Here is a 20,599-nt window from a genome sequence, read left to right as displayed (position 1 = left end):
TACCGCCCGGCAGGCCCGCGTGACACGGACGTCCGCGAGGGCCGTCCTCACACCCTCCGGGAGTAAGCCACTTATGGCCGCGTCTACCACGCGTCACGACATTCGCAACGTCGCCATCGTCGCCCACGTCGACCACGGCAAGACCACCATCGTCGACGGCATGCTGAAGCAGGCCGGTGCCTTCGCCGCCCACCAGCTCGAGGGCGTCGACGACCGCATGATGGACTCGAACGACCTGGAGCGTGAGAAGGGCATCACGATCCTCGCCAAGAACACGGCGGTGAAGTACCACCCGAAGGCCGGGGGGGACGTCATCACCATCAACATCATCGACACCCCCGGCCACGCCGACTTCGGCGGCGAGGTCGAGCGCGGTCTGTCGATGGTGGACGGCGTCGTGCTGCTCGTCGACGCCTCCGAGGGCCCGCTGCCGCAGACCCGCTTCGTGCTGCGCAAGGCGCTCGCCCAGCGGCTGCCGATCATCCTCTGCATCAACAAGACGGACCGCCCGGACGCCCGGATCGACGAGGTCGTCAACGAGACGTACGACCTCTTCCTGGACCTCGACGCCGACGAGGAGCAGATCGAGTTCCCGATCGTCTACGCCTGCGGCCGGGACGGCGTCGCCTCCCTCACCAAGCCCGAGGACGGCACGGTCCCCACCGACTCCACCAGCCTGGAGCCGTTCTTCTCGACGATCCTGGACTACATCCCGGCGCCGACGTACGAGGAGGACGCCCCCCTCCAGGCGCACGTGACCAACCTGGACGCCGACAACTTCCTCGGCCGCATCGCGCTGCTCCGCGTGCACCAGGGCGAGCTGAAGAAGGGGCAGACCGTCGCCTGGATGAAGCGCGACGGCTCCGTGCAGAACGTCCGCATCTCCGAGCTGATGATGACCGAGGCGCTCACCCGCAAGCCCGCCGAGAAGGCCGGCCCCGGTGACATCTGCGCCGTCGCGGGCATCCCGGACATCATGATCGGCGAGACCCTGGCCGACCAGGAGAACCCGGTCCCGCTGCCGCTGATCACGGTGGACGAGCCCGCGATCTCCATGACCATCGGCACCAACACCTCCCCGCTGGTCGGCCGCGGCGCCACCGGCAAGGGCGCGGACAACAAGGCGGCCGTCAAGGACCGCAAGGTCACCGCCCGCCAGGTCAAGGACCGCCTGGACCGCGAGCTGATCGGCAACGTCTCGCTCCGCGTCCTGGACACCGGACGGCCGGACGCCTGGGAGGTGCAGGGCCGCGGTGAGCTGGCGCTCGCCATCCTGGTCGAGCAGATGCGCCGCGAGGGCTTCGAGCTGACCATCGGCAAGCCGCAGGTGGTCACCAAGGAGGTCGAGGGCAAGACGTACGAGCCCGTCGAGCGCATGACGGTCGACGTGCCCGAGGAGCACATGGGCGCGGTCACGCAGGTCATGGGCGTGCGCAAGGGCCGGATGGACAACATGTCCAACCACGGCTCCGGCTGGGTCCGCATGGAGTTCGTGGTGCCGTCCCGCGGTCTGATCGGATTCCGTACGGAGTTCCTCACCCAGACCCGCGGCACCGGCATCGCCCACTCCATCCACGAGGGCCACGAGCCCTGGTTCGGCACCCTCACGACCCGCAACAACGGCTCGCTGGTCGCCGACCGCTCCGGTGCCGTCACCGCGTTCGCGATGACCAACCTCCAGGAGCGCGGTGTCCTCTTCACGGACCCGGGCACCGAGGTGTACGAGGGCATGATCGTCGGCGAGAACTCCCGCGCCGACGACATGGACGTCAACATCACCAAGGAGAAGAAGCTCACCAACATGCGGTCGTCGTCGGCCGATTCGTTCGAGGCGATCGTCCCGCCGCGCAAGCTGTCGCTCGAGCAGTCGCTGGAGTTCTGCCGCGACGACGAGTGCGTCGAGGTGACCCCGGAGGCCGTCCGCATCCGCAAGGTGAACCTGGACGCCCGCGAGCGCGCCCGCGCCGCGAGCCGCGCCAAGCACGGCTGACCCGCCGGGACTTCAGAACGCCGGAGCAGCTGACACAGGGGGCACCGGGCACCACGGCCGACGTGGCGCCCGGTGCCCTTTCGTGGGTGCACGCGGCCACGTCGCGCACGGCAACGTCGCGCACGGCAACGTCGCGCACGGCAACGTCGCACACGGCCACGTAGGGAAAACCCTCGACTTCCCGACGGGGCCGCGTCGGACGGTCCCGCAGCCACTAACCTGCGCGGAAGCACGCGAGGGCCCCGCCGTCGATGACGGCGGTCGTACCCGGCGCGAGACAGAGCTGTCTGTCAGCCTGCACTCTCCGAGCGTCACGCGCAATCATTTTCTGCGTCACGTGTGTCCGCTATGCGGACAGTCACCCCCGTTAGATGTGTAACAAGTCCGTTTCGCAGCGATCTCGCACCAAACCCTTTGTCCGGATTTTGAAAGGTCTGGCCCCTATCTGTGATCGAACCGAGACCTCGAACCTGTGGTTCGTTCCCCGGAGGATGGCAGATAGTTAGGCGCGTAGAGCTCGGATAAACGGGTCACGCGCTGACGGGGCGCAGGCTCGCGAGCGTGAGGGTGCCCGACGATCTCATCACCGGTCAGTGGCCGGTGTGTGTCGGGTGCTCCTCTTTGCGGTGAACCAGCGGATTCATGAGGAGGAACCCATGCGAGGTGCCACAAGCGCCATATGGGTCGCATCGTTCCCGATGGCAGGTGCAGGCCCCGCGGGTGCGTTCCGTGTCGTCCAGGTCGATACGGCCGCGGCGAGGCGTCGCGAACTTCCCTGACGACGCGTGCCGTCGGCCGGTGCCACCGGTCGCGAGCCAGGGTTCTCCAGGGGTGATGTCGCCCCTCCGTCGTTGTTCCCCTCGCGCGCTGCGCCTGACATACGCCGTGCGAAGGCCGTCGGACCCCCATACCCCCGACGACCTCCAACCTGTGAAATGGACGAATCATGACGAGTCCAATCGAGATTGAGGGTGCTGAAGCCTCTCCCGTCTTGGACAAAGAGAGCGCGCCGCAGGGTGACGCCCCGAAGCCCAAGGAGCCGGAAGGGCGCAAGCCCGGCCAGTTGATGTGGGCGCGCTTCAAGCGCGACCGGGCCGGCGTGATCTCTGCCTTCGTCGTCCTGTTCTTCTTCGTGATCGCGGCGGCGGCGCCGCTGATCTCGAAGGTCTACGGCAAGGACCCGTACACGCTGTACGGGCAGGACAACCCCGACCTCCTGGACATGTTCACCATGCCCGCCGCACCGTTCGGCGGCATCGACGGCGACTTCTGGTTCGGCATCGAACCGGGCCTGGGCCGCGACGTGTTCACGCAGCTGCTCTACGGGATGCGCAACTCGATGGCCACCGCGCTGGCGGCGACCCTCATCATGACGTTCCTGGGTGTCCTGATCGGCCTGGCCGGCGGCTACTTCGGCGGGAGGATCGACTACTGGCTCGGCCGGATCACCGACTTCTTCATGGCCCTGCCCAGCCAGCTCTTCTTCGTCGCCGCGATGCCCGTCATCACCACCGTGTTCGTCGCCCCGGACAAGGAGACGCCCACCTATGTGCGCGCCGCCGCGATCATCATCGTGCTGTCCTTCCTGGGCTGGATGAGCATGGCGCGCATCGTCCGCGGCGCCACGATGTCCCTGCGCGACCGGGAGTTCATCGAGGCGGCCCGCATCTCCGGGGCCTCGCCCTGGCGCATCCTCCGCAAGGAACTGCTGCCCAACATCGTCACTCCTACGCTGGTACAGGCGACGCTGACGCTGCCGAGCACCATCCTCAGCATCGCCTTCCTGTCCTTTGTGGGCGTGGGGTACGTCGAGCCCACGCCGGACTGGGGGCGGATGTTCAAGATCGGCGCCGAGATCATCGAGCAGGACCCGTACTACATGCTCTTCCCCGGCGTGGCCATGGTGATCTTCATTGTGGCCTTCAACCTCCTCGGTGACTCGGTGCGGGACGCCTTCGATCCCAAGGGAAACCGCTGAGGCCCAGGGGAAATCCCCCCACATCCTCGCCCGGCCGGTTCGGCGCCGCCCAGCCCGGTCCCGGCCTTGTACCAGCAGCGCTCACTACTCACAGGCAGGTGGACTCGTCCCTATGAGCATTCTCCGTAACCGCACCGCGACGGCCGCGATAGTCGCGGTCGCTGCCGGCGCCCTGACCCTCACCGCCTGCGGTGGTGGCGACAGCGACAGCTCCTCCAAGGACAACAGCAAGCAGAAGGAAGACGCCAAGTCGCAGTCGAAGCCGGTCCAGATCGGCGACGCGCAGGCGTCCACCGGCCCGGCGCCCGACGTCGAGGGCGCCAAGTCGGGTGGCGTCGCGACCGTCTACCAGGCCACGGACTTCTCCCACCTGGACCCGGGCCAGATCTACGTCTCGGACGGCAAGCTGCTCAGCCGCCTCATCTTCCGCGGTCTGACCCAGTACGACGAGGACGAGAACGGCAACCTGACCGTCGTGGGCGACCTCGCCACCGACGCGGGCAAGGAGTCCGACGGCGGCAAGACCTGGACGTACACCCTCAAGGACAACCTGAAGGACGAGAACGGGAACCCGATCAACTCGGCGGACTTCCGCAACACCGTCGAGCGCCTGTACTCCAACTACATCACCGATGGCCCGACGTTCCTGCAGCAGTGGCTGTCCGGTGACGGCACGACCTACCGCGACGCCTACCAGGGCCCGGACAAGGGCAAGCACCTGCCCGACGACGTGCTGGAGACGCCGGACGACAAGACGATCGTCTTCCACTTCGACACCCCGCGGCCCGACCTGCCGCAGATGCTGACCATGCCCGGCTACCAGCTGGTCCCGGAGGAGACGGACACCAAGGAGAAGTACGACTCCGCCCCCGTCTCGGTCGGCCCGTACAAGATCTCCGACTTCAAGCCGGGCAAGTCCATGACGCTGGTCAAGAACACCCAGTGGGACCCCAAGTCCGACTCGGTGCGCCACCAGTACCTCGACGGGTTCAACATCTCGATGAACCACGACGACGAGGACCAGACCAAGACCCTCCTCGCCGACCAGGGCGAGGCCAAGAACGCCATGATGTTCACGGGCCAGGTCGCCACCACCCAGCTCCAGAAGGTCGTCGGCGACAAGCAGGCGATGGAGAACCGCACGATCCAGGGCTACGCCCCCTACGTGTGGCAGCTCAACTTCAACATGGACCGCATCAAGGACAAGAAGCTCCGTGACGCGATCAGCCTGGCCCTGCCCTCGGACGCGGTCTTCAAGGCCGACGGCGGTGCCTACGGCGGTGAGGTCGCCAACTCGCTGATGTCGCCCACGACTCCGGGCTACGACGAGAAGTTCGACCCGTTCAACCGGGAGAAGAAGCCGAACGGCGACGTCGAGGCCGCCAAGAAGCTGATCAAGGAGGGCGGCTTCGAGGGCAAGAGCCTCGTCTACGCCTACGGCAACACGCCGGAGCGCCAGAAGCAGGCCGTCCTGATCGCCACCGCGCTGGAGAAGATCGGCCTCGACATCCAGAAGAAGGAGATCGACTCCGCCACCTGGTACGAGCAGGTCGGCAAGGTCAAGAACGGCTACGACCTGTACATGACCGGCTGGGGCCAGGACTGGCCGTCCGCCTCCACGGTCTTCCCGCCGGTCTACGACGGCACGCAGATCCAGGACGGCGCGTCGAACTACTCGCACATCAACGACGACCACGTCAACTCCGAGATCAAGCGCATCCAGAAGATCACGGACACGGACGAGGCCACCAAGGCCTGGGCCGAGCTGAACGAGTACATCTCCAAGGAAGTGAACCCGGCCGCCCCGATCTACTACACCAAGGTCTTCCAGATCTTCGGTTCGAACATCGGCGGCATCCGCTACAGCTCGGACTCGAGCTACGTGGACGTGACCCGGGTCTTCCTCAAGAAGTAACCCGTTGGGCCGGGAAGCCGGTGGCGGGCGCGCTGCGCAGCGCGCCCGCCACCGGGCCCGGTTCCCCTCCGGCCCTCCCCATCCCCCTGCCGCAGTCCTGAGAGCAGCTGTCTGCCATGCTTCAATTCCTCATTCGCCGGTCCCTCGGCGCGGTGCTGATCCTGGTGTTGATCAGTGCCTTCACCTTCTTCATGTTCTTCGCGATCCCGCAGGACCCGGCCATGCTGGCCTGTGGCAAGAACTGCACTCCGGACGCGCTGGAGATCATCCACAAGAACCTGGGCCTCGACAAGCCGGTCACGGTCCAGTACTGGAACTTCCTGATCGGCATCTTCGCCGGGCGCGACTTCGCCGTCGGCCACTGCGCCGCCCCCTGCTTCGGTGTCTCCTTCGCGAACAACCAGAACGTCTGGGACACGATCATGGACCGGTTCCCGCTGACGGTCTCGCTGACCGTCGGCAGCCTCGTGGTCTTCCTCATCGTCGGCCTCGGCGCCGGCCTGCTGGCCGCGCGCAACCGCGGCACCTGGATCGACAAGGTCTTCAGTTCCGGTTCGCTGGTCATCAGCTCCCTGCAGATCTACTTCCTCGGCCCGCTCGTGATGCTGGCGCTCGTCTACAGCACCGGTTGGCTCTCGAAGCCGAAGTACGTGCCGTTCTCCGAGAACCTCGGCGGCTGGTTCGCGGGCCTGCTGATCCCCTGGCTCGTCATGGCGACCATCTTCACGGCCAACTACACGCGTATGAGCCGGTCGTCGATGATCGAGCAACTACAGGAAGAGCATGTGAGAGCGGCCCGCGCCAAGGGCATGTCGGGCAACTACACCTTCTTCCGGTACGCGTGGCGCGGCTCGCTCGTCCCCATCGTCACCATCCTCGGCATCGACCTGTCCTCCCTCATGGGCGGCGGCATGGTGACCGAGCTGACGTTCGGCCTGGCCGGGGTCGGCCGGCTGGCGCTGGAGTCCGTCACCAACAAGGACCTGCCGATGCTGATGGGCGTCATGCTGGTCAGCGCAGCGCTCATCATCGTCTTCAACCTGATCGTGGACGCCATGTACGCCGTCATCGACCCGCGCGTGCGCCTGTCCTAGGAGAACCACCGTGACCACTCAGACCAAGCCCGAAGAGGCCCCGGCCGCCGCCGCGGGGAACGCGTTTCTCTCGGTGCGCGACCTCAAGGTCCACTTCTCCACCGAGGGCGGCGTCGTCAAGGCGGTGGACGGTCTCTCCTTCGACCTGGAGCGGGGCAAGACCCTCGGCATCGTCGGCGAGTCCGGCTCCGGCAAGTCGGTGACCAACCTGGCCGTCCTCGGCCTGCACGACCGCCGCAAGACCGCGATCGACGGCTCGATCACCCTGGACGGCCAGGAGCTGACCGACGCCAGTGAGAAGCAGCTGGAGACGCTGCGCGGCAAGAAGATGGCGATGATCTTCCAGGACGCGCTCACCGCGCTGTCGCCGTACTACACGGTCGGCCGGCAGATCGGCGAGCCGTTCATGAAGCACAACGGCGCGTCCAAGAAGGACGCCCGGGTGCGCGCCATCGACCTGCTGCAGAAGGTCGGCATCCCGCACCCGCAGAAGCGGGTCGACGACTACCCGCATCAGTTCTCCGGCGGCATGCGCCAGCGCGCCATGATCGCCATGGCCCTCTCCTGCAACCCCGACCTGCTCATCGCGGACGAGCCGACCACGGCGCTCGACGTGACGGTGCAGGCGCAGATCCTCGACCTGCTCAAGGACCTCCAGCAGGAGTTCGGCTCCGCGATCATCATGATCACCCACGACCTGGGCGTGGTCGGCAACATGGCCGACGACATCCTGGTCATGTACGCGGGCCGGGCCGTGGAGCGCGGCACGGTGCGCGAGGTCCTCAAGTCGCCGCAGCACCCGTACGCCTGGGGCCTGCTGGGCTCGATGCCGAACCTCACGTCCGACGTCAACGAGCCGCTGATGCCGATCCCGGGGTCGCCGCCCTCGCTGATGAACCCGCCCTCGGGCTGCGCGTTCCACCCGCGGTGCGGCTTCACCGACCTGGTCACCGGCGAGCGGTGTTCGGGGGAGCGTCCGACGCTCGACCTGGGCCGCGGCGCCGCCTGCCACCTGACGGGCGACCAGCGGCAGCAGGTGTTCATCGAGAAGATTCAGCCCCGGCTGGGCTGAGCGGAAACCGGCGACTGGGGCATCACCATGAGCGACAACACCAAGACGACCACAGCGGTGGCCGACACCTTCCCGCAGCAGCGGGACGGCGACACCGCGCCGCTGCTCAAGGTCAGCGGCCTCTCGAAGTACTTCCCGATCAAGGGCGGCTTCCCGATCAAGCGCACCGTCGGCCACGTCAAGGCCGTCGACGGCGTCGACTTCGAGGTCTTCCCGGGCGAGAGCCTGGGCCTCGTCGGGGAGTCCGGCTGCGGCAAGTCGACCACGGGGCGGCTGCTGACCCGGCTGTACGAGCCCACGCAGGGCACCATCGAGTACCGCGGCAAGGACATCTCCCGGGCCAACCGGCGGGAACTGGCGCCGATCCGGTCCGAGATCCAGATGATCTTCCAGGACCCGTACGCGTCGCTGAACCCGCGGCAGACCGTCGGCACGATCATCTCGGGCCCGATGGAGATCAACGGGATCAACCCGCCCGGCGGCCGGGAGAAGCGGGTCCGCGAGCTCCTGGAGATCGTGGGTCTCAACCCGGAGCACTACAACCGCTTCCCGCACGAGTTCTCCGGCGGCCAGCGCCAGCGCATCGGCGTGGCGCGCGCCGTCGCCCTGCAGCCGAAGCTCATCGTCGCCGACGAGCCGGTCTCCGCCCTGGACGTCTCGATCCAGGCCCAGGTGGTGAACCTCCTCCAGGAGGTGCAGCGGGAGATGGGGATCGCGTTCGTCTTCATCGCCCACGACCTGGCGATCGTGCGGCACTTCTCGCAGCGTGTCGCAGTGATGTACCTGGGCAAGGTCGTGGAGATCGCGGACCGCGACTCGCTCTACAACCGCCCCCGCCACCCGTACACGCACGCGCTCCTGTCGGCCGTGCCCGAGGCGGACCTCGACGCCGAGAAGCGGGAACGCATCCGGCTGGAGGGCGACGTCCCGTCGCCGATCTCCCCGCCGTCCGGCTGCCGCTTCCGCACCCGGTGCTGGAAGGCGCAGGACAAGTGCGCGACCGAGGAGCCGCCGCTCGTGCAGATCTCCGGCAACCGCGAGGGCCACCTGACGGCCTGCCACTTCCCCGAGGAGGGCACGACGGAGGCCAGGGCCGAGGACGTCGTCATGGACCCGGGCCTGAAGGCCCTGGAAGCGAACACGGACGCCTGACGCCGGTTCCGCCCCGCCGCCCCGGGCAGTCGTGCCGCTGGAGCGGGGCGGGGCGGGTGGGCGCAGCGGCACCCGGCCGGCGCACCCGCCCCCGGCCGACACCCACGCCGGGGGCGCCCGCCCGCGCCGGGCACCGCCACGCACCCGTACCCCGACCCGGGTACGGGCTCATCGACTCTCAGGCATCCGCCAGTGCGCTCCCGTAGCGCTCCACCGCCAGATACGGGTTCAGGTGCGGATGGCGGCTGCCGACGGACACGTCCCGCCAGAAGCGCTGCAGCACGTTCGCCGTGCGGAAGCCGCCGGCGCCGCCGAGATCGAGTAGCCGGTCAACGGCGGTACGGGCGTCCCGGCCCGCGTCCGCCAGTGCCATGCGCAGCCGCGCGCCGTCCGCTTCGGACAGTGCGCGCGTGTCGGACTCCCGTGCGACCGACAGCATCGTCGCCTCGGCCCGGTCCACCAGGTGCGCCGCCTCCGCGAGCCAGTGCCGCGCGCCCGGCGACTCCCTCATCGACGTGTACGCGCTCATGAACGGCTTGCGGTCCGAGGCGAACATCGCGTGGGTGGCGTCGAGGGCGCCCCGCGCACCGCCGATCACCGGGGCGAGCACCGTCATCGAGTACAGCATCAGGTCGTTCAGTCCGAACGGGGCCGCCGCCACGACCCGCGACGCGGGTACCGGCAGGTCCTCGGCGACGAGCGTGTGGCTGCCGGTGCCGCGCATCCCGGCCATCTGCCAGGTCCGGTCGACCGTCAGATCCGCCACCGGGATCACGGCGAAGCAGAACGTGCCGTCCACCACCACCGCGAGCGAGGCCCAGGACGCGTCCTCGCAACCCGACACGTTCGGCCAGCGGCCGGTCACCCGCACCCCGTCAGCGTCCCGGACGCCCCGCGCTCCGGGCACACCCGAACCGCAGAAGACCGCGTCGGGGTCGGCGAACAGCTCTTCGGAGCCCGGGAAGGCCGCGGCCGCGAGACTCTTGCCCGTCGCGCACGTTCCGGCGACCCACGCCGACGACGGGCAGGCCTGCCCCAGCGCGGTCAGGCGACGGGCCACGGCCTCGGCGCCCGCCCCCGTTCCCCCGTGCTCCCGGGGTGTCCGCAACGCGAAGTCCCCGGCCTCTCGCATCGCCTCCAGGCTCTCCGGTGCCGGGCGTTCGTTCTGTTCGGTCTTCTCGGCGTGAGCGCGCAGAACGTCGCGCGTCGTGCCAGCGTCGTTGATCACGCCATCGACCCAAGCACCGGTTTCGCACCGGCGGCCATACGCGGACGCCGCCGGTCCATACGCGCCTGTGCGCGTTGCTACGATCGGCCGCATGGACCTGATCAGCGAGGTGATCCGCACCGTGCGCGTCGGCAGTGCGGGCGCCCGGCTGATCCGGCAGACCGACCCGCGGGGCCTGCGGTTCTCGGCGTTCACCGGCAGCGGGTTCCACATCGTGCGGCGCGGCACCTGCTGGCTGATCACCGAGCACGGCGAGCCGGTCCGGCTCGGGCCCGGCGACGTCGTGCTCAGCTCGTCCGGCGCCGCGCACGGACTGTCCGCCACCCCGCGCGCGCTGGCGGACCTGCCGGAGTGCGTGATGGGTCCCGTCCCGCCGGAACCGGGGCCGGCGGACTTCGAGTTCCTGTGCGGTGCCTACCGGTTCGAGCACGGCAGCGCCCCGCAGTACCTGCGCGCGCTGCCGGACCTCATCGCGGTGTCACCGGAGTACGAGCGCCTCCCGCGGCTGCGCGCGCTGATGGACCTCCTCGCGGCGGACATCGCTGCCGGAACCGGCCCGGGCACCGGCGCGACCCTGCCCGCACTCCTCGACCTGGTCCTCGCCGAGGTGCTGCGCCAGTGGCACGACGAGCAGGACACCTCCGGCCGGCCGCGCGCCGACGACCCCGGAATCGCCGCGGCGCTGCGCGAGATCCACGAGAACCCGCAGCGGGCGTGGACGATGGATCAGCTGAGCTCGGCGGCGGCCATGCCGCGCACCGCGTTCACGCGCCGGTTCACCGCGGTGATCGGCATGCCGCCGATGAAGTACCTGACGACGTGGCGCCTCGGCCGCGCGGCGCGCCTGCTGCGCGAGTCGGACGCCCCGCTCGCGGCGATCGCGCGTCAGGTCGGCTACACCAGCGAGTTCGCCTTCTCCGCCGCGTTCCGCCGCGAGCACGGGACGTCCCCCGGCGGTTTCCGCCGCACCCCGGTCCTGCTCGCCGGAGGCTGAGACCGGCGTAGCCGCGCCGCCGTGCACTCCAGAGCGGCAACGGACTCCCGTGCGCGCGGCAGGTGATCCGCCGCCGCGGCCGAGTGAGCCCTCCGCCGCCACGCGCGGCACCCGGGCGTCTCCGTCGCCCCCGGGCCCGCGGGCGCCGCCGTGGCCGGTGCGCGGCGGCGGGGACAGCCCAGGACGAGGGCGCACAGGTACGCGGCGGTCAGTGCCCGCGCTCCCTCGTGCCGCCCGTTCGGCGTACCCCCGCCACCCGTCCGGACGGCACGAATGTGCGCCGAGCGGACCTCGCCCCGAAGCTGACCGAAACGCACCGGCGGACGAGTCAGGGCACGAGGAGGCACTCCATGCGCGGAGCCACGCACGCCAAATGGGCCGCTTGCGCGGCGGCGGCAGCCCTCGCGGCGACGGCCTGCGGAGGCGGGGGCGGGGGAGGCAACGGCGGCGGAGACAGCGGTGCCGTACTCAGCTCCTCCTGGGGCGACCCCCAGAACCCGCTGGAGCCGGCCAACACCAACGAGGTCCAGGGCGGCAAGGTCCTCGACATGATCTTCCGGGGGCTCAAGAGGTACGACCCCGAGTCCGGCGAGGCGCAGAACATGCTCGCCGAGAAGATCGAGACCTCCGACTCGCAGAACTTCACCGTCACCGTCAAGGACGGCTGGACCTTCAGCAACGGCGAGAAGGTCACCGCCCAGTCCTTCGTGGACGCCTGGAACTACGGCGCGAGCCTGAAGAACAACCAGCGCAACGCCTACTTCTTCGCCTACATCGACGGCTACGAAAAGGCGCACCCCGAAGACGGTGGCAAGCAGAGCGCCGACACCCTCTCCGGGCTGAAGGTCACCGGAGCGCGCACCTTCACGATCAAGCTCAGCCAGAAGTTCTCGACGTTCCCCGACACCCTCGGCTACCCGGCCTTCGCGCCGCTGCCCAAGGCGTTCTTCGACGACCACGACGCCTGGCTGAAGAAGCCCGTCGGCAACGGCCCCTACCAGGTCGACAACTACACCCGCGGCTCCCAGATGTCGCTGCGCAAGTGGGAGCAGTACCCCGGCGACGACAAGGCCCAGAACGGCGGCGTCGACCTCAAGGTCTACACCGACAACAACACGGCCTACACCGACCTGATGGCCGGCAACCTCGACCTCGTCGACGACGTGCCCGCCGCCCAGCTCAAGAACGTCAAGAACGACCTCGGCGACCGGTACATCAACACCCCGGCCGGCATCATCCAGACCCTCGCCTTCCCGTACTACGACGACGCCTGGAACAAGTCCGGCTCCGAGAAGGTCCGCAAGGGCCTGTCCATGGCGATCAACCGCAAGCAGATCACCGACACGATCTTCCAGCAGACCCGCACCCCGGCCACCGACTGGACCTCGCCGGTCCTCGGCGAGGACGGCGGCTACAAGGCCGGTCTGTGCGGCGAGGCCTGCGAGTACAACGCCGAAGAGGCGAAGAAACTGGTCAAGGAGGGCGGCGGGCTGCCCGGCGGCCAGGTGAAGATCACGTACAACGCCGACACCGGCTCCCACAAGCAGTGGGTGGACGCGGTCTGCAACTCGATCAACAACGCCCTGGACAACGACAAGGCCTGCGTCGGCAACCCGGTCGGCACCTTCGCCGACTTCCGCAACCAGATCACCGACCGGAAGATGAGCGGCCCCTTCCGCTCCGGCTGGCAGATGGACTACCCGCTCATCCAGAACTTCCTCCAGCCGCTCTACTACACCAACGCCTCCTCCAACGACGGCGAGTACTCCAGCCAGAAGTTCGACGACCTGATCGACAAGGCCAACGGGGAGACCGACACCGCGGCGGCCATCAAGTCGTTCCAGCAGGCCGAGGAGGTCCTGAGGGACGACATGGGGGCCATCCCGCTCTGGTACCAGAACGGCAGCGCCGGCTACTCCGACCGGCTCTCGAACGTCAAGCTCAACCCGTTCAGCGTCCCGGTCTACAACGAGATCAAGGTCGGCTGAGGGGGCGCCATGGGACGCTACGTCGTCCGGCGGCTGCTCCAGATGATCCCGGTCTTCATCGGGGCCACGCTGCTGATCTTCCTCATGGTCAACGTGATGGGCGACCCCATCGCGGGCCTGTGCGGCGACCGGGAGTGCGACCCCGCGACGGCCGCGCAGCTGCGGCACGAGTTCGGCCTCGACCAGCCCGTGTGGCGGCAGTACGTCACCTACATGGGCAACGTCTTCACCGGCGACTTCGGCACCGCCTTCAACGGCCAGCCGGTGACCGAGCTGATGGGCACGGCGTTCCCGGTCACCATCCGGCTGACCGTCGTGGCGATCGTCTTCGAGATCGTCGTCGGCATCGTCCTCGGCGTCGTCACCGGCCTGCGCCGCGGCCGCCCCGTCGACACCGGGGTGCTGCTGCTCACCCTGGTCGTCATCTCCGTGCCCACCTTCGTCACCGGCCTGCTGCTCCAGCTGCTGCTCGGCGTCAAGTGGGGCTGGATCAACCCGGCCGTCTCCTCCGCGGCACCCCTGGACGAGCTGATCGTCCCCGGCCTGGTCCTCGCGTCGGTCTCCCTGGCGTACGTCACCCGGCTGACCCGTACGTCCATCGCGGAGAACCGGCGTTCCGACTACGTCCGCACCGCCATCGCCAAGGGCCTGCCGCGCCACCGGGTCATCACCCGGCACCTGCTGCGCAACTCCCTCATCCCCGTCGTCACCTTCATCGGCACCGACATCGGCGCCCTGATGGGCGGCGCCATCGTCACCGAGCGGATCTTCAACATCCACGGCGTCGGCTACCAGCTCTACCAGGGCATCCTGCGCCAGAACACGCAGACGGTGGTCGGCTTCGTCACCGTCCTCGTGCTGGTCTTCCTGGTCGCCAACCTCGTCGTCGACCTCCTGTACGCCGTACTCGACCCGAGGATCCGCTATGCCTGAACCGCGGCAGGAGCCCCACGAGCCCGAGCGGGCGGTAGCCGGCACCGGCATGGGCGCCACGATGGACCTCGGCACCAGCGAGGCGGCCACGCTGGAGCAGCCGCCGGGGCCGGACGGGACGAACCCGCACGAGCGGCCCCGCAGCCTCTGGACCGACGCCTGGCACGACCTGCGCCGCAACCCCGTCTTCATCATCTCGGCGCTGGTGATCCTCTTCCTGGTCGTCATCTCCCTGTGGCCGTCCCTGATCGCCTCCGGGAGCCCCCTCAAGTGCGACCTGGCCAAGGCCCAGGAGGGCTCCCAGCCGGGCCACCCCTTCGGCTTCAACGGCCAGGGCTGCGACGTCTACACCCGCACCGTCTACGGCGCCCGCACCTCGGTGGCCGTCGGCATCCTCGCCACCCTCGGCGTCGCCCTCCTCGGCAGCGTCCTCGGCGGGCTCGCCGGGTTCTTCGGCGGCGCGGGGGACGCGGTCCTCTCCCGGATCACCGACGTCTTCTTCGCGATCCCAGTCGTCCTCGGCGGCCTCGTGCTGCTCTCCGTCATCACCAGCAACACCGTCTGGCCGGTGATCGGCTTCATCGTGCTGCTCGGCTGGCCGCAGATCTCCCGCATCGCCCGCGGCTCCGTCATCACCGCCAAGCAGAACGACTACGTCCAGGCGGCGCGGGCGCTGGGAGCCTCCAACTCCCGCCTCCTGCTCCGCCACATCGCGCCCAACGCGATCGCCCCCGTGATCGTCGTGGCCACCATCGCGCTCGGCACGTACATCTCCCTGGAGGCGACCCTGTCCTTCCTCGGCGTCGGCCTCAAGCCGCCCAGCGTCTCCTGGGGCATCGACATCTCGGCCGCCGCTCCCTACGTCCGCAACGCCCCGCACGCGCTGCTGTGGCCCTCGGGCGCGCTCGCCGTCACGGTCCTCGCGTTCATCATGCTCGGCGACGCGGTGCGCGACGCCCTCGACCCGAAGCTGAGGTGAGCCGCCGCATGCTGCTCGAAGTGCGCGACCTGCACGTGGAGTTCCACACCCGCGACGGTGTGGCCAAGGCCGTCAACGGCGTCAGCTACGGCGTGGACGCGGGCGAGACCCTCGCCGTCCTCGGGGAGTCCGGCTCCGGCAAGTCCGTCACCGCCCAGACGGTCATGGGCATCCTCGACGTCCCGCCGGGCCGGATCACCGCGGGGGAGATCCTCTTCGAGGGCCGGGACCTGCTGAAGCTGAAGGAGGAGGAACGCCGGAAGGTCCGCGGTGCCGAGATGGCGATGATCTTCCAGGACGCGCTGTCGGCCCTGAACCCCGTGCTGACCGTCGGCGCCCAGCTCGCCGAGATGTTCACCGTGCACCGCGGCATGTCCCGCAAGGACGCCCACGCCAAGGCCGTCGAGCTGATGGACCGGGTGCGGATCCCGGCGGCCAGGGAGCGGGTGCGGCAGTATCCGCACCAGTTCTCCGGCGGCATGCGCCAGCGCATCATGATCGCCATGGCGATGGCCCTGGAGCCCAAGCTGATCATCGCCGACGAACCGACCACCGCCCTCGACGTCACCGTCCAGGCGCAGGTCATGGACCTGCTCGCGGAGCTCCAGCGCGAACTGCGGATGGGCCTGATCCTCATCACCCACGACCTCGGGGTGGTCGCCGACGTCGCCGACAAGATCGCCGTCATGTACGCGGGCCGGATCGTGGAGGCGGCACCCGTCCACGACATCTACAAGGCCCCGGCCCACCCCTACACCCGCGGCCTGCTGGAATCCATCCCGCGCCTGGACCAGAAGGGCCAGGAGCTGTACGCCATCAAGGGCCTGCCGCCCAACCTCACCCGCATCCCGCCCGGCTGCGCCTTCCACCCCCGCTGCCCCATGGCCCAGGACGTCTGCCGCACCGACGTACCCCCGCTCTACGACGTCACGGAGTCCGACGCGGAGCGAGGCAGCGCCTGCCACTTCTGGAGGGAGTGCCTGCATGCCTGAGACCACCGAGCCACTCCTCGAAGTCCGCGGTCTGGTCAAGCACTACCCGCTGACCTCCGGCATCCTCCTCAAGAAGCAGGTCGGCGCGGTGAAGGCCGTCGACGGCGTGGACTTCGAACTGGCCCGCGGCGAGACCCTCGGCATCGTCGGCGAGTCCGGCTGCGGCAAGTCCACGGTCGCCAAGATGCTGGTCAACCTGGAACGGCCGACGGCGGGCGAGATCCGCTACCGGGGCGAGGACATCACCCGCCTGTCGGGGCGGGCGCTGAAGTCCGTGCGCCGCAACATCCAGATGGTCTTCCAGGACCCCTACACCTCCCTCAACCCCCGCATGACCGTCGGCGACATCATCGGCGAGGCGTACGACATCCACCCCGAGGTGGCCCCGAAGGGCGACCGGCGGGGGCGGGTCCAGGACCTGCTGGACGTGGTCGGCCTGAACCCGGAGTACATCAACCGCTACCCCCACCAGTTCTCCGGCGGCCAGCGCCAGCGCATCGGCATCGCGCGGGGCCTGGCGCTGCGCCCGGAGATCATCGTCGCCGACGAGCCGGTCTCCGCCCTCGACGTCTCGGTCCAGGCCCAGGTCATCAACCTCCTCGCCCGCCTCCAGAGCGAGTTCGACCTGTCCTACATCTTCATCGCCCACGACCTCTCGATCGTCCGGCACATCTCGGACCGGGTCGGCGTGATGTACCTGGGGCGCATCGTGGAGACGGGCCGGGACGCGGAGATCTACGACCACCCGACCCACCCCTACACGCAGGCGCTGCTCTCCGCCGTGCCGGTGCCCGACCCGCAGGCCCGGGAGCACCGCGAGCGGATCATCCTGGCCGGTGACGTCCCCTCCCCGACCAACATCCCCTCCGGCTGCCGCTTCCGCACCCGGTGCTGGAAGGCGCGGGAGCGGTGCGCCCTGGAGGTGCCGGCCCTGGCGGTCCCCGCCGAGTTCCGCTCCGTCTCCGGCCCCGCGGCCCACGACTCGGCCTGCCACTTCGCCGAGGAGAAGCAGGTGGTCCCGCCGGAGGAGCCCGGCGAGGGTCCCCATCGGTCGTCCGGGGACCGCTTCGGAAAATGAGCGGGCCGGGGAGACAGGTTCCCCGGCCCGCTTACGGCACCCGCACGGCCGTACGCGGAACAGCCTCACGCGTCCGTATATCGGAGCGGCTTCGCCGAAGTTGCCCGCGTGTTAAGCCCGTTGCCGTACGGGTGACGCGCAGGCCCGCACGGGGTCCCGCTTCGGAGCGGGGCCGCTACCGCTTCGGTGCCGGCAGCGACCGCTTGAGGAAGTCCACCTGCAGCCGCAGCAGGTTCTCGGCGACCGACTCCTGCGGGGTCATGTGGGTGACGCCGGACAGCGGCAGCACCTCGTGCGGGCGGCCGGCCGCGAGCAGGGCCGAGGACAGCCGCAGGGAGTGCGCGACCACCACGTTGTCGTCGGCCAGCCCGTGGATCACCATCATGGGCCGGTGCGGCTCGGCCGCGTCGACCAGGCCCGCGTCGTCGATCACCGAGTTCCGGCGGTAGACCTCGGGCCGCTCGGCGGGGTCGCCGAGATACCGCTCCTGGTAGTGGGTGTCGTAGAGCCGCAGGTCGGTGACCGGAGCGCCGACGACGGCGGCGTGGAAGACGTCCGGCCGGCGCAGCGCCGCCAGGGCGGCCAGATAGCCCCCGAAGGACCAGCCCCGGATCGCGACCCGGTCCAGATCCAGCGGGAAGTCGGCGGCGAGCGCGTGCAGCGCGTCCACCTGGTCCTGGAGCACGACGGCGGCGATGTCGTCCCTGACGGACTTCTCCCAGGCGGGGGAGCGCCCGGGAGTGCCGCGCCCGTCGGCGACGACCACCGCGAACCCCTGGTCGGCGAACCACTGCGAGGTGAGGTGGGCGTTGTGCGCGGCGACCACCCGCTGACCGTGCGGGCCACCGTAGGGGTCCAGGAGTACGGGAAGGGGGGTGTCACCGTGGTAGTCCGTCGGCATAAGCACGGCGCACGGGACGCGGCGTGCGCCCCCCTGGGTGAGCGTCACGCGCGGGGTCAGACCGGGGTCTTCGGCGTACGAGGCGACGGTCGCCGTCTGCTTCCCGTCCCGCAGCACGTGGGCCCGGGCCCCGGGCCGGTCGAGCGTCGCGGAGACCAGCACGGTCACGCCTCCCGCGCGGGCCGCCGTGTGCACGCCGGGCTCCTGGGAGACGCGCTCCACGCCGAGTTCGTTGACCCGGTAGACGTGCACCTCGCCCGGCTCCGCCTCGGCCGCCTCCTCGCCCGCCGACGCGGAGACCAGCACGTCGTCGGCGCCGACGTCCAGCACCGCCCGCAGATGCAACTGGGCTCCGGTGAGCGGACGTTCACCGACCGCGAGCACGCGCGCCCCGCCCTCGTCGGCGATCCGCACCAACTGCCCGGACGGACTCCAGCAGGGCGCGCCGGGGAAGAGTTCCAGCCAAATTGGATCTTCGTCGGCGTGCACCATCCGGGTCGACCCGGACTCGGTGTCCACGGCCAGGAACAACTGGCTGCGCTGGTCGCGCGCTTGTACGAGGAGGAGCGGCGCGCCCGCCGACGACCAGTGCACGCGCGCCAGGTACGGGTACCGCGCCCGGTCCCAGCGGACCTCCGTGCGCTCCCCGTCGAGACCGACGAGGAACAGCCGTACGTCCGCGTTGGGGGTGCCCGCCGCCGGGTACGGCACGCGCTGCGGATCACGTTCGGGACGGGCCGGGTCGGAGATCCACCAGCGCTGGACCGGCGTGTCGTCCACCCGCGCGACCAGCAGCCGGTCCGACTCCGGGCTCCACCAGAAGCCCCGGTTGCGGCCCATCTCCTCGGCCGCGACGAACTCCGCGAGCCCGTACGCGACGCCCTCGCCGTCCGCCTCGGCCAGGGCCCTGTCCCCGTCCCCCTCGGCGCCCACGACCCGGAGGGCGCCCCGGGCGACGTAGGCGACGTGCCGCCCGTCGGGGGCGGGGCGGGGGTCGATCACCGGTCCGGGCGCGGCCAGTTCACGCACGCTGCCGGAGCCCAGCTCCGCCGCGTACAGCCGCCCCGACAGCGCGAAGGCGGCCAGCTCGACCGCCGCGTCGGTGGCGTAGCCGACGATGCCGGCACCGCCCTCACGGCTGCGTTCGCGCCGCGCCCGCTCTTCGGGCGACAGGCGCTCCTCGGCGCCTCCCAGGAGGGCCCGCGGGTCGGCGGCGACGCGCTCGGCCCCCTCCTCGACGTCGAGCACCCAGAGGGAGTTGGCCCGGTCCGTACCGGTGCCGGAGCGCAGGAAGGCGACCCGTGAACCGTCGGGTGCCACGGTGAACGAACGCGGCGCGCCGAGCGTGAACCGCTGGGTGCGCGCGTGCCGTTTGGGGAAGGAGTCGGACTCGGTCGTCATACCTCGACCATATTGGCCATGCGCCCCCTTGTGCGGCCGTGCGCCGAGAGATGCGCGCGTGCGGATAGTTATGATCACTGACGCATGGTGGGTATCAACCAGGTGCTCGCTCTGCGGATTTGCCTGCCCCAAGCTCTGACTGCGACCGACCCCCCCATGTCCCTGGGCCCATTGGAGGTGAGCCGCCGTGGCACTCTCGATTTCGGCGGTTGTGCTGCTGGCGATCATCGTCTTCCTGCTGGTGAAGAAATCAGGCTTGAAGACGGGCCACGCGGTGGTGTGCATGCTTCTCGGCTTCTACCTGGCCTCCTCGACGATCGCTCCCACGATCAGCGAGGTCACGACGAACATCGCGGGGATGATCGGCAGCATCAGCTTCTGATCTCCGCGTCCGCAACCGACCGGCACGTCGGCGTCGTCCCTCTCCCCGGACACGAAGCATCCCGGGGAGACGGAGGCACCGAGACATGCCGAAAACCGTGATGGCGCCGTGATGGGCGCCCTGGTCTGCAGCGTGGTCGGCGTACTGCTCCTGTGGGCCGGACTGTACGACGCGGCCCGGGTACGCCGGCTGCGCCGCCACGGAATCCGCACCACCGGCATGGTGGTCGACAACGTCCGGGTGCAGGAGCCCAGGAGCAGCAGCCCCAGCTGGGCGCCGGTCATCGCCTTCGCCGACCAGCACGGCTACCGCGTGGAGTTCACGCCGAGCATGCGCGGCGCCGGGATGGGCCTGCCGACCGGCCGCCAGGTCCCCGTGGTCTACCTCCCCCACAACCCCCAGGCGGCCCGCGTCTTCACCCGCCGCCACATGACCGGCCCCGTCCTCTTCATCGTGGCCATGGGCCTGCTCTTCCTGGGGCTCGGCGTGGTGATCGGGGTGACGGGTTGACGGCCCCGGGCC

General features: G+C 69.6%; 16 protein-coding genes. 14 read left to right on the top strand and 2 right to left on the bottom strand.

Annotated elements, in window-relative coordinates; translation table 11 throughout:
* The first annotated feature begins 73 nt into the window (after positions 1-73).
* The 6 genes from typA to IG94_RS0109475 all read left to right on the top strand — a co-directional run bounded on the left by typA (position 74) and on the right by IG94_RS0109475 (position 9,201).
* Entirely contained in the window at positions 74-1,990 is a 1,917-nt protein-coding gene (gene typA, locus IG94_RS0109500) for a translational GTPase TypA (RefSeq protein WP_031033352.1), read from the top strand.
* A 946-nt stretch (positions 1,991-2,936) separates the two neighbouring features.
* The gene (locus tag IG94_RS0109495) at positions 2,937-3,968 is read left to right on the top strand and encodes an ABC transporter permease (protein WP_031033351.1); all 1,032 of its coding nucleotides are present in this window, start codon (positions 2,937-2,939) and stop codon (positions 3,966-3,968) included.
* Positions 3,969-4,080: 112 nt separating this feature from the next.
* Entirely contained in the window at positions 4,081-5,883 is a 1,803-nt protein-coding gene (locus IG94_RS0109490) for an ABC transporter substrate-binding protein (RefSeq protein WP_031033350.1), read from the top strand.
* Between the two features lie 116 nt (positions 5,884-5,999).
* Positions 6,000-6,977 (top strand): ABC transporter permease, encoded by a 978-nt coding sequence (locus IG94_RS0109485; RefSeq protein ID WP_031033349.1) that lies wholly within the window; start codon positions 6,000-6,002, stop codon positions 6,975-6,977.
* Positions 6,978-6,987: 10 nt separating this feature from the next.
* Entirely contained in the window at positions 6,988-8,049 is a 1,062-nt protein-coding gene (locus IG94_RS0109480) for an ABC transporter ATP-binding protein (RefSeq protein WP_031033348.1), read from the top strand.
* A gap of 27 nt (positions 8,050-8,076) precedes the next feature.
* Positions 8,077-9,201 carry an ABC transporter ATP-binding protein gene (locus IG94_RS0109475; RefSeq protein WP_031033347.1) on the top strand — a complete coding sequence of 375 codons (1,125 nt, stop codon included), beginning with the start codon at positions 8,077-8,079 and terminating at the stop codon, positions 9,199-9,201.
* A 178-nt stretch (positions 9,202-9,379) separates the two neighbouring features.
* Here the strand turns inward: IG94_RS0109475 and IG94_RS0109470 are convergent, their stop codons facing one another.
* Positions 9,380-10,429, bottom strand: coding sequence for an acyl-CoA dehydrogenase family protein (locus tag IG94_RS0109470; RefSeq protein ID WP_031033345.1), 1,050 nt, complete (start codon positions 10,427-10,429; stop codon positions 9,380-9,382).
* 91 nt (positions 10,430-10,520) lie between these two features.
* Between IG94_RS0109470 and IG94_RS0109465 the strand changes: the two genes are divergently transcribed.
* From IG94_RS0109465 to IG94_RS0109440, 6 genes are all read left to right on the top strand, one after another.
* A complete protein-coding gene (locus IG94_RS0109465; RefSeq protein WP_031033344.1) occupies positions 10,521-11,423 on the top strand; it encodes an AraC family transcriptional regulator in 903 nt (300 codons plus the stop codon).
* A 350-nt stretch (positions 11,424-11,773) separates the two neighbouring features.
* Positions 11,774-13,411, top strand: coding sequence for a peptide ABC transporter substrate-binding protein (locus tag IG94_RS0109460; RefSeq protein ID WP_031033342.1), 1,638 nt, complete (start codon positions 11,774-11,776; stop codon positions 13,409-13,411).
* 9 nt (positions 13,412-13,420) lie between these two features.
* Entirely contained in the window at positions 13,421-14,344 is a 924-nt protein-coding gene (locus IG94_RS0109455) for an ABC transporter permease (protein WP_031033341.1), read from the top strand.
* Positions 14,337-15,323: an ABC transporter permease gene (locus IG94_RS0109450; protein ID WP_031033340.1), complete on the top strand. Its 987-nt coding sequence runs from the start codon at positions 14,337-14,339 to the stop codon at positions 15,321-15,323. Before IG94_RS0109455 ends, IG94_RS0109450 begins: the two co-directional genes overlap by 8 nt.
* Positions 15,324-15,331: 8 nt before the next feature.
* Entirely contained in the window at positions 15,332-16,315 is a 984-nt protein-coding gene (locus IG94_RS0109445) for an ABC transporter ATP-binding protein (protein ID WP_031033339.1), read from the top strand.
* Complete coding sequence (locus IG94_RS0109440; protein ID WP_031033337.1) at positions 16,308-17,393, top strand: ABC transporter ATP-binding protein; 1,086 nt, start codon at positions 16,308-16,310, stop codon at positions 17,391-17,393. Before IG94_RS0109445 ends, IG94_RS0109440 begins: the two co-directional genes overlap by 8 nt.
* Before the next feature lie 175 nt (positions 17,394-17,568).
* Here the strand turns inward: IG94_RS0109440 and IG94_RS0109435 are convergent, their stop codons facing one another.
* Entirely contained in the window at positions 17,569-19,695 is a 2,127-nt protein-coding gene (locus IG94_RS0109435; RefSeq protein ID WP_031033333.1) for a S9 family peptidase, read from the bottom strand.
* A gap of 187 nt (positions 19,696-19,882) precedes the next feature.
* On the opposite strand from IG94_RS0109435, the gene IG94_RS0109430 reads away from it, so the two are divergent.
* A complete protein-coding gene (locus tag IG94_RS0109430) occupies positions 19,883-20,077 on the top strand; it encodes a hypothetical protein (protein ID WP_031033330.1) in 195 nt (64 codons plus the stop codon).
* Positions 20,078-20,188: 111 nt separating this feature from the next.
* Positions 20,189-20,587 carry a DUF3592 domain-containing protein gene (locus IG94_RS0109425; protein WP_031033329.1) on the top strand — a complete coding sequence of 133 codons (399 nt, stop codon included), beginning with the start codon at positions 20,189-20,191 and terminating at the stop codon, positions 20,585-20,587.
* The last annotated feature ends 12 nt before the right edge of the window (positions 20,588-20,599 follow it).

The sequence above is a fragment of the Streptomyces olivaceus genome (assembly GCF_000721235.1).
Taxonomy (GTDB): Bacteria; Actinomycetota; Actinomycetes; order Streptomycetales; family Streptomycetaceae; genus Streptomyces; species Streptomyces olivaceus.
Note: the sequence above shows the minus strand (reverse complement) of the source record. Positions and strands in the feature narration are given on the sequence as shown.

What these genes read in the sequence shown, in the direction of transcription:
- typA (WP_031033352.1), top strand. Translation starts at nt 74, where the DNA reads ATGGCCGCGTCTACCACGCGTCACGACATTCGCAACGTCGCCATCGTC.
- IG94_RS0109495 (WP_031033351.1), top strand. Translation starts at nt 2,937, where the DNA reads ATGACGAGTCCAATCGAGATTGAGGGTGCTGAAGCCTCTCCCGTCTTG.
- IG94_RS0109490 (WP_031033350.1), top strand. Translation starts at nt 4,081, where the DNA reads ATGAGCATTCTCCGTAACCGCACCGCGACGGCCGCGATAGTCGCGGTC.
- IG94_RS0109485 (WP_031033349.1), top strand. Translation starts at nt 6,000, where the DNA reads ATGCTTCAATTCCTCATTCGCCGGTCCCTCGGCGCGGTGCTGATCCTG.
- IG94_RS0109475 (WP_031033347.1), top strand. Translation starts at nt 8,077, where the DNA reads ATGAGCGACAACACCAAGACGACCACAGCGGTGGCCGACACCTTCCCG.
- IG94_RS0109465 (WP_031033344.1), top strand. Translation starts at nt 10,521, where the DNA reads ATGGACCTGATCAGCGAGGTGATCCGCACCGTGCGCGTCGGCAGTGCG.
- IG94_RS0109460 (WP_031033342.1), top strand. Translation starts at nt 11,774, where the DNA reads ATGCGCGGAGCCACGCACGCCAAATGGGCCGCTTGCGCGGCGGCGGCA.
- IG94_RS0109455 (WP_031033341.1), top strand. Translation starts at nt 13,421, where the DNA reads ATGGGACGCTACGTCGTCCGGCGGCTGCTCCAGATGATCCCGGTCTTC.
- IG94_RS0109450 (WP_031033340.1), top strand. Translation starts at nt 14,337, where the DNA reads ATGCCTGAACCGCGGCAGGAGCCCCACGAGCCCGAGCGGGCGGTAGCC.
- IG94_RS0109445 (WP_031033339.1), top strand. Translation starts at nt 15,332, where the DNA reads ATGCTGCTCGAAGTGCGCGACCTGCACGTGGAGTTCCACACCCGCGAC.
- IG94_RS0109440 (WP_031033337.1), top strand. Translation starts at nt 16,308, where the DNA reads ATGCCTGAGACCACCGAGCCACTCCTCGAAGTCCGCGGTCTGGTCAAG.
- IG94_RS0109435 (WP_031033333.1), bottom strand. Translation starts at nt 19,695, where the DNA reads ATGACGACCGAGTCCGACTCCTTCCCCAAACGGCACGCGCGCACCCAG.
- IG94_RS0109425 (WP_031033329.1), top strand. Translation starts at nt 20,189, where the DNA reads ATGGGCGCCCTGGTCTGCAGCGTGGTCGGCGTACTGCTCCTGTGGGCC.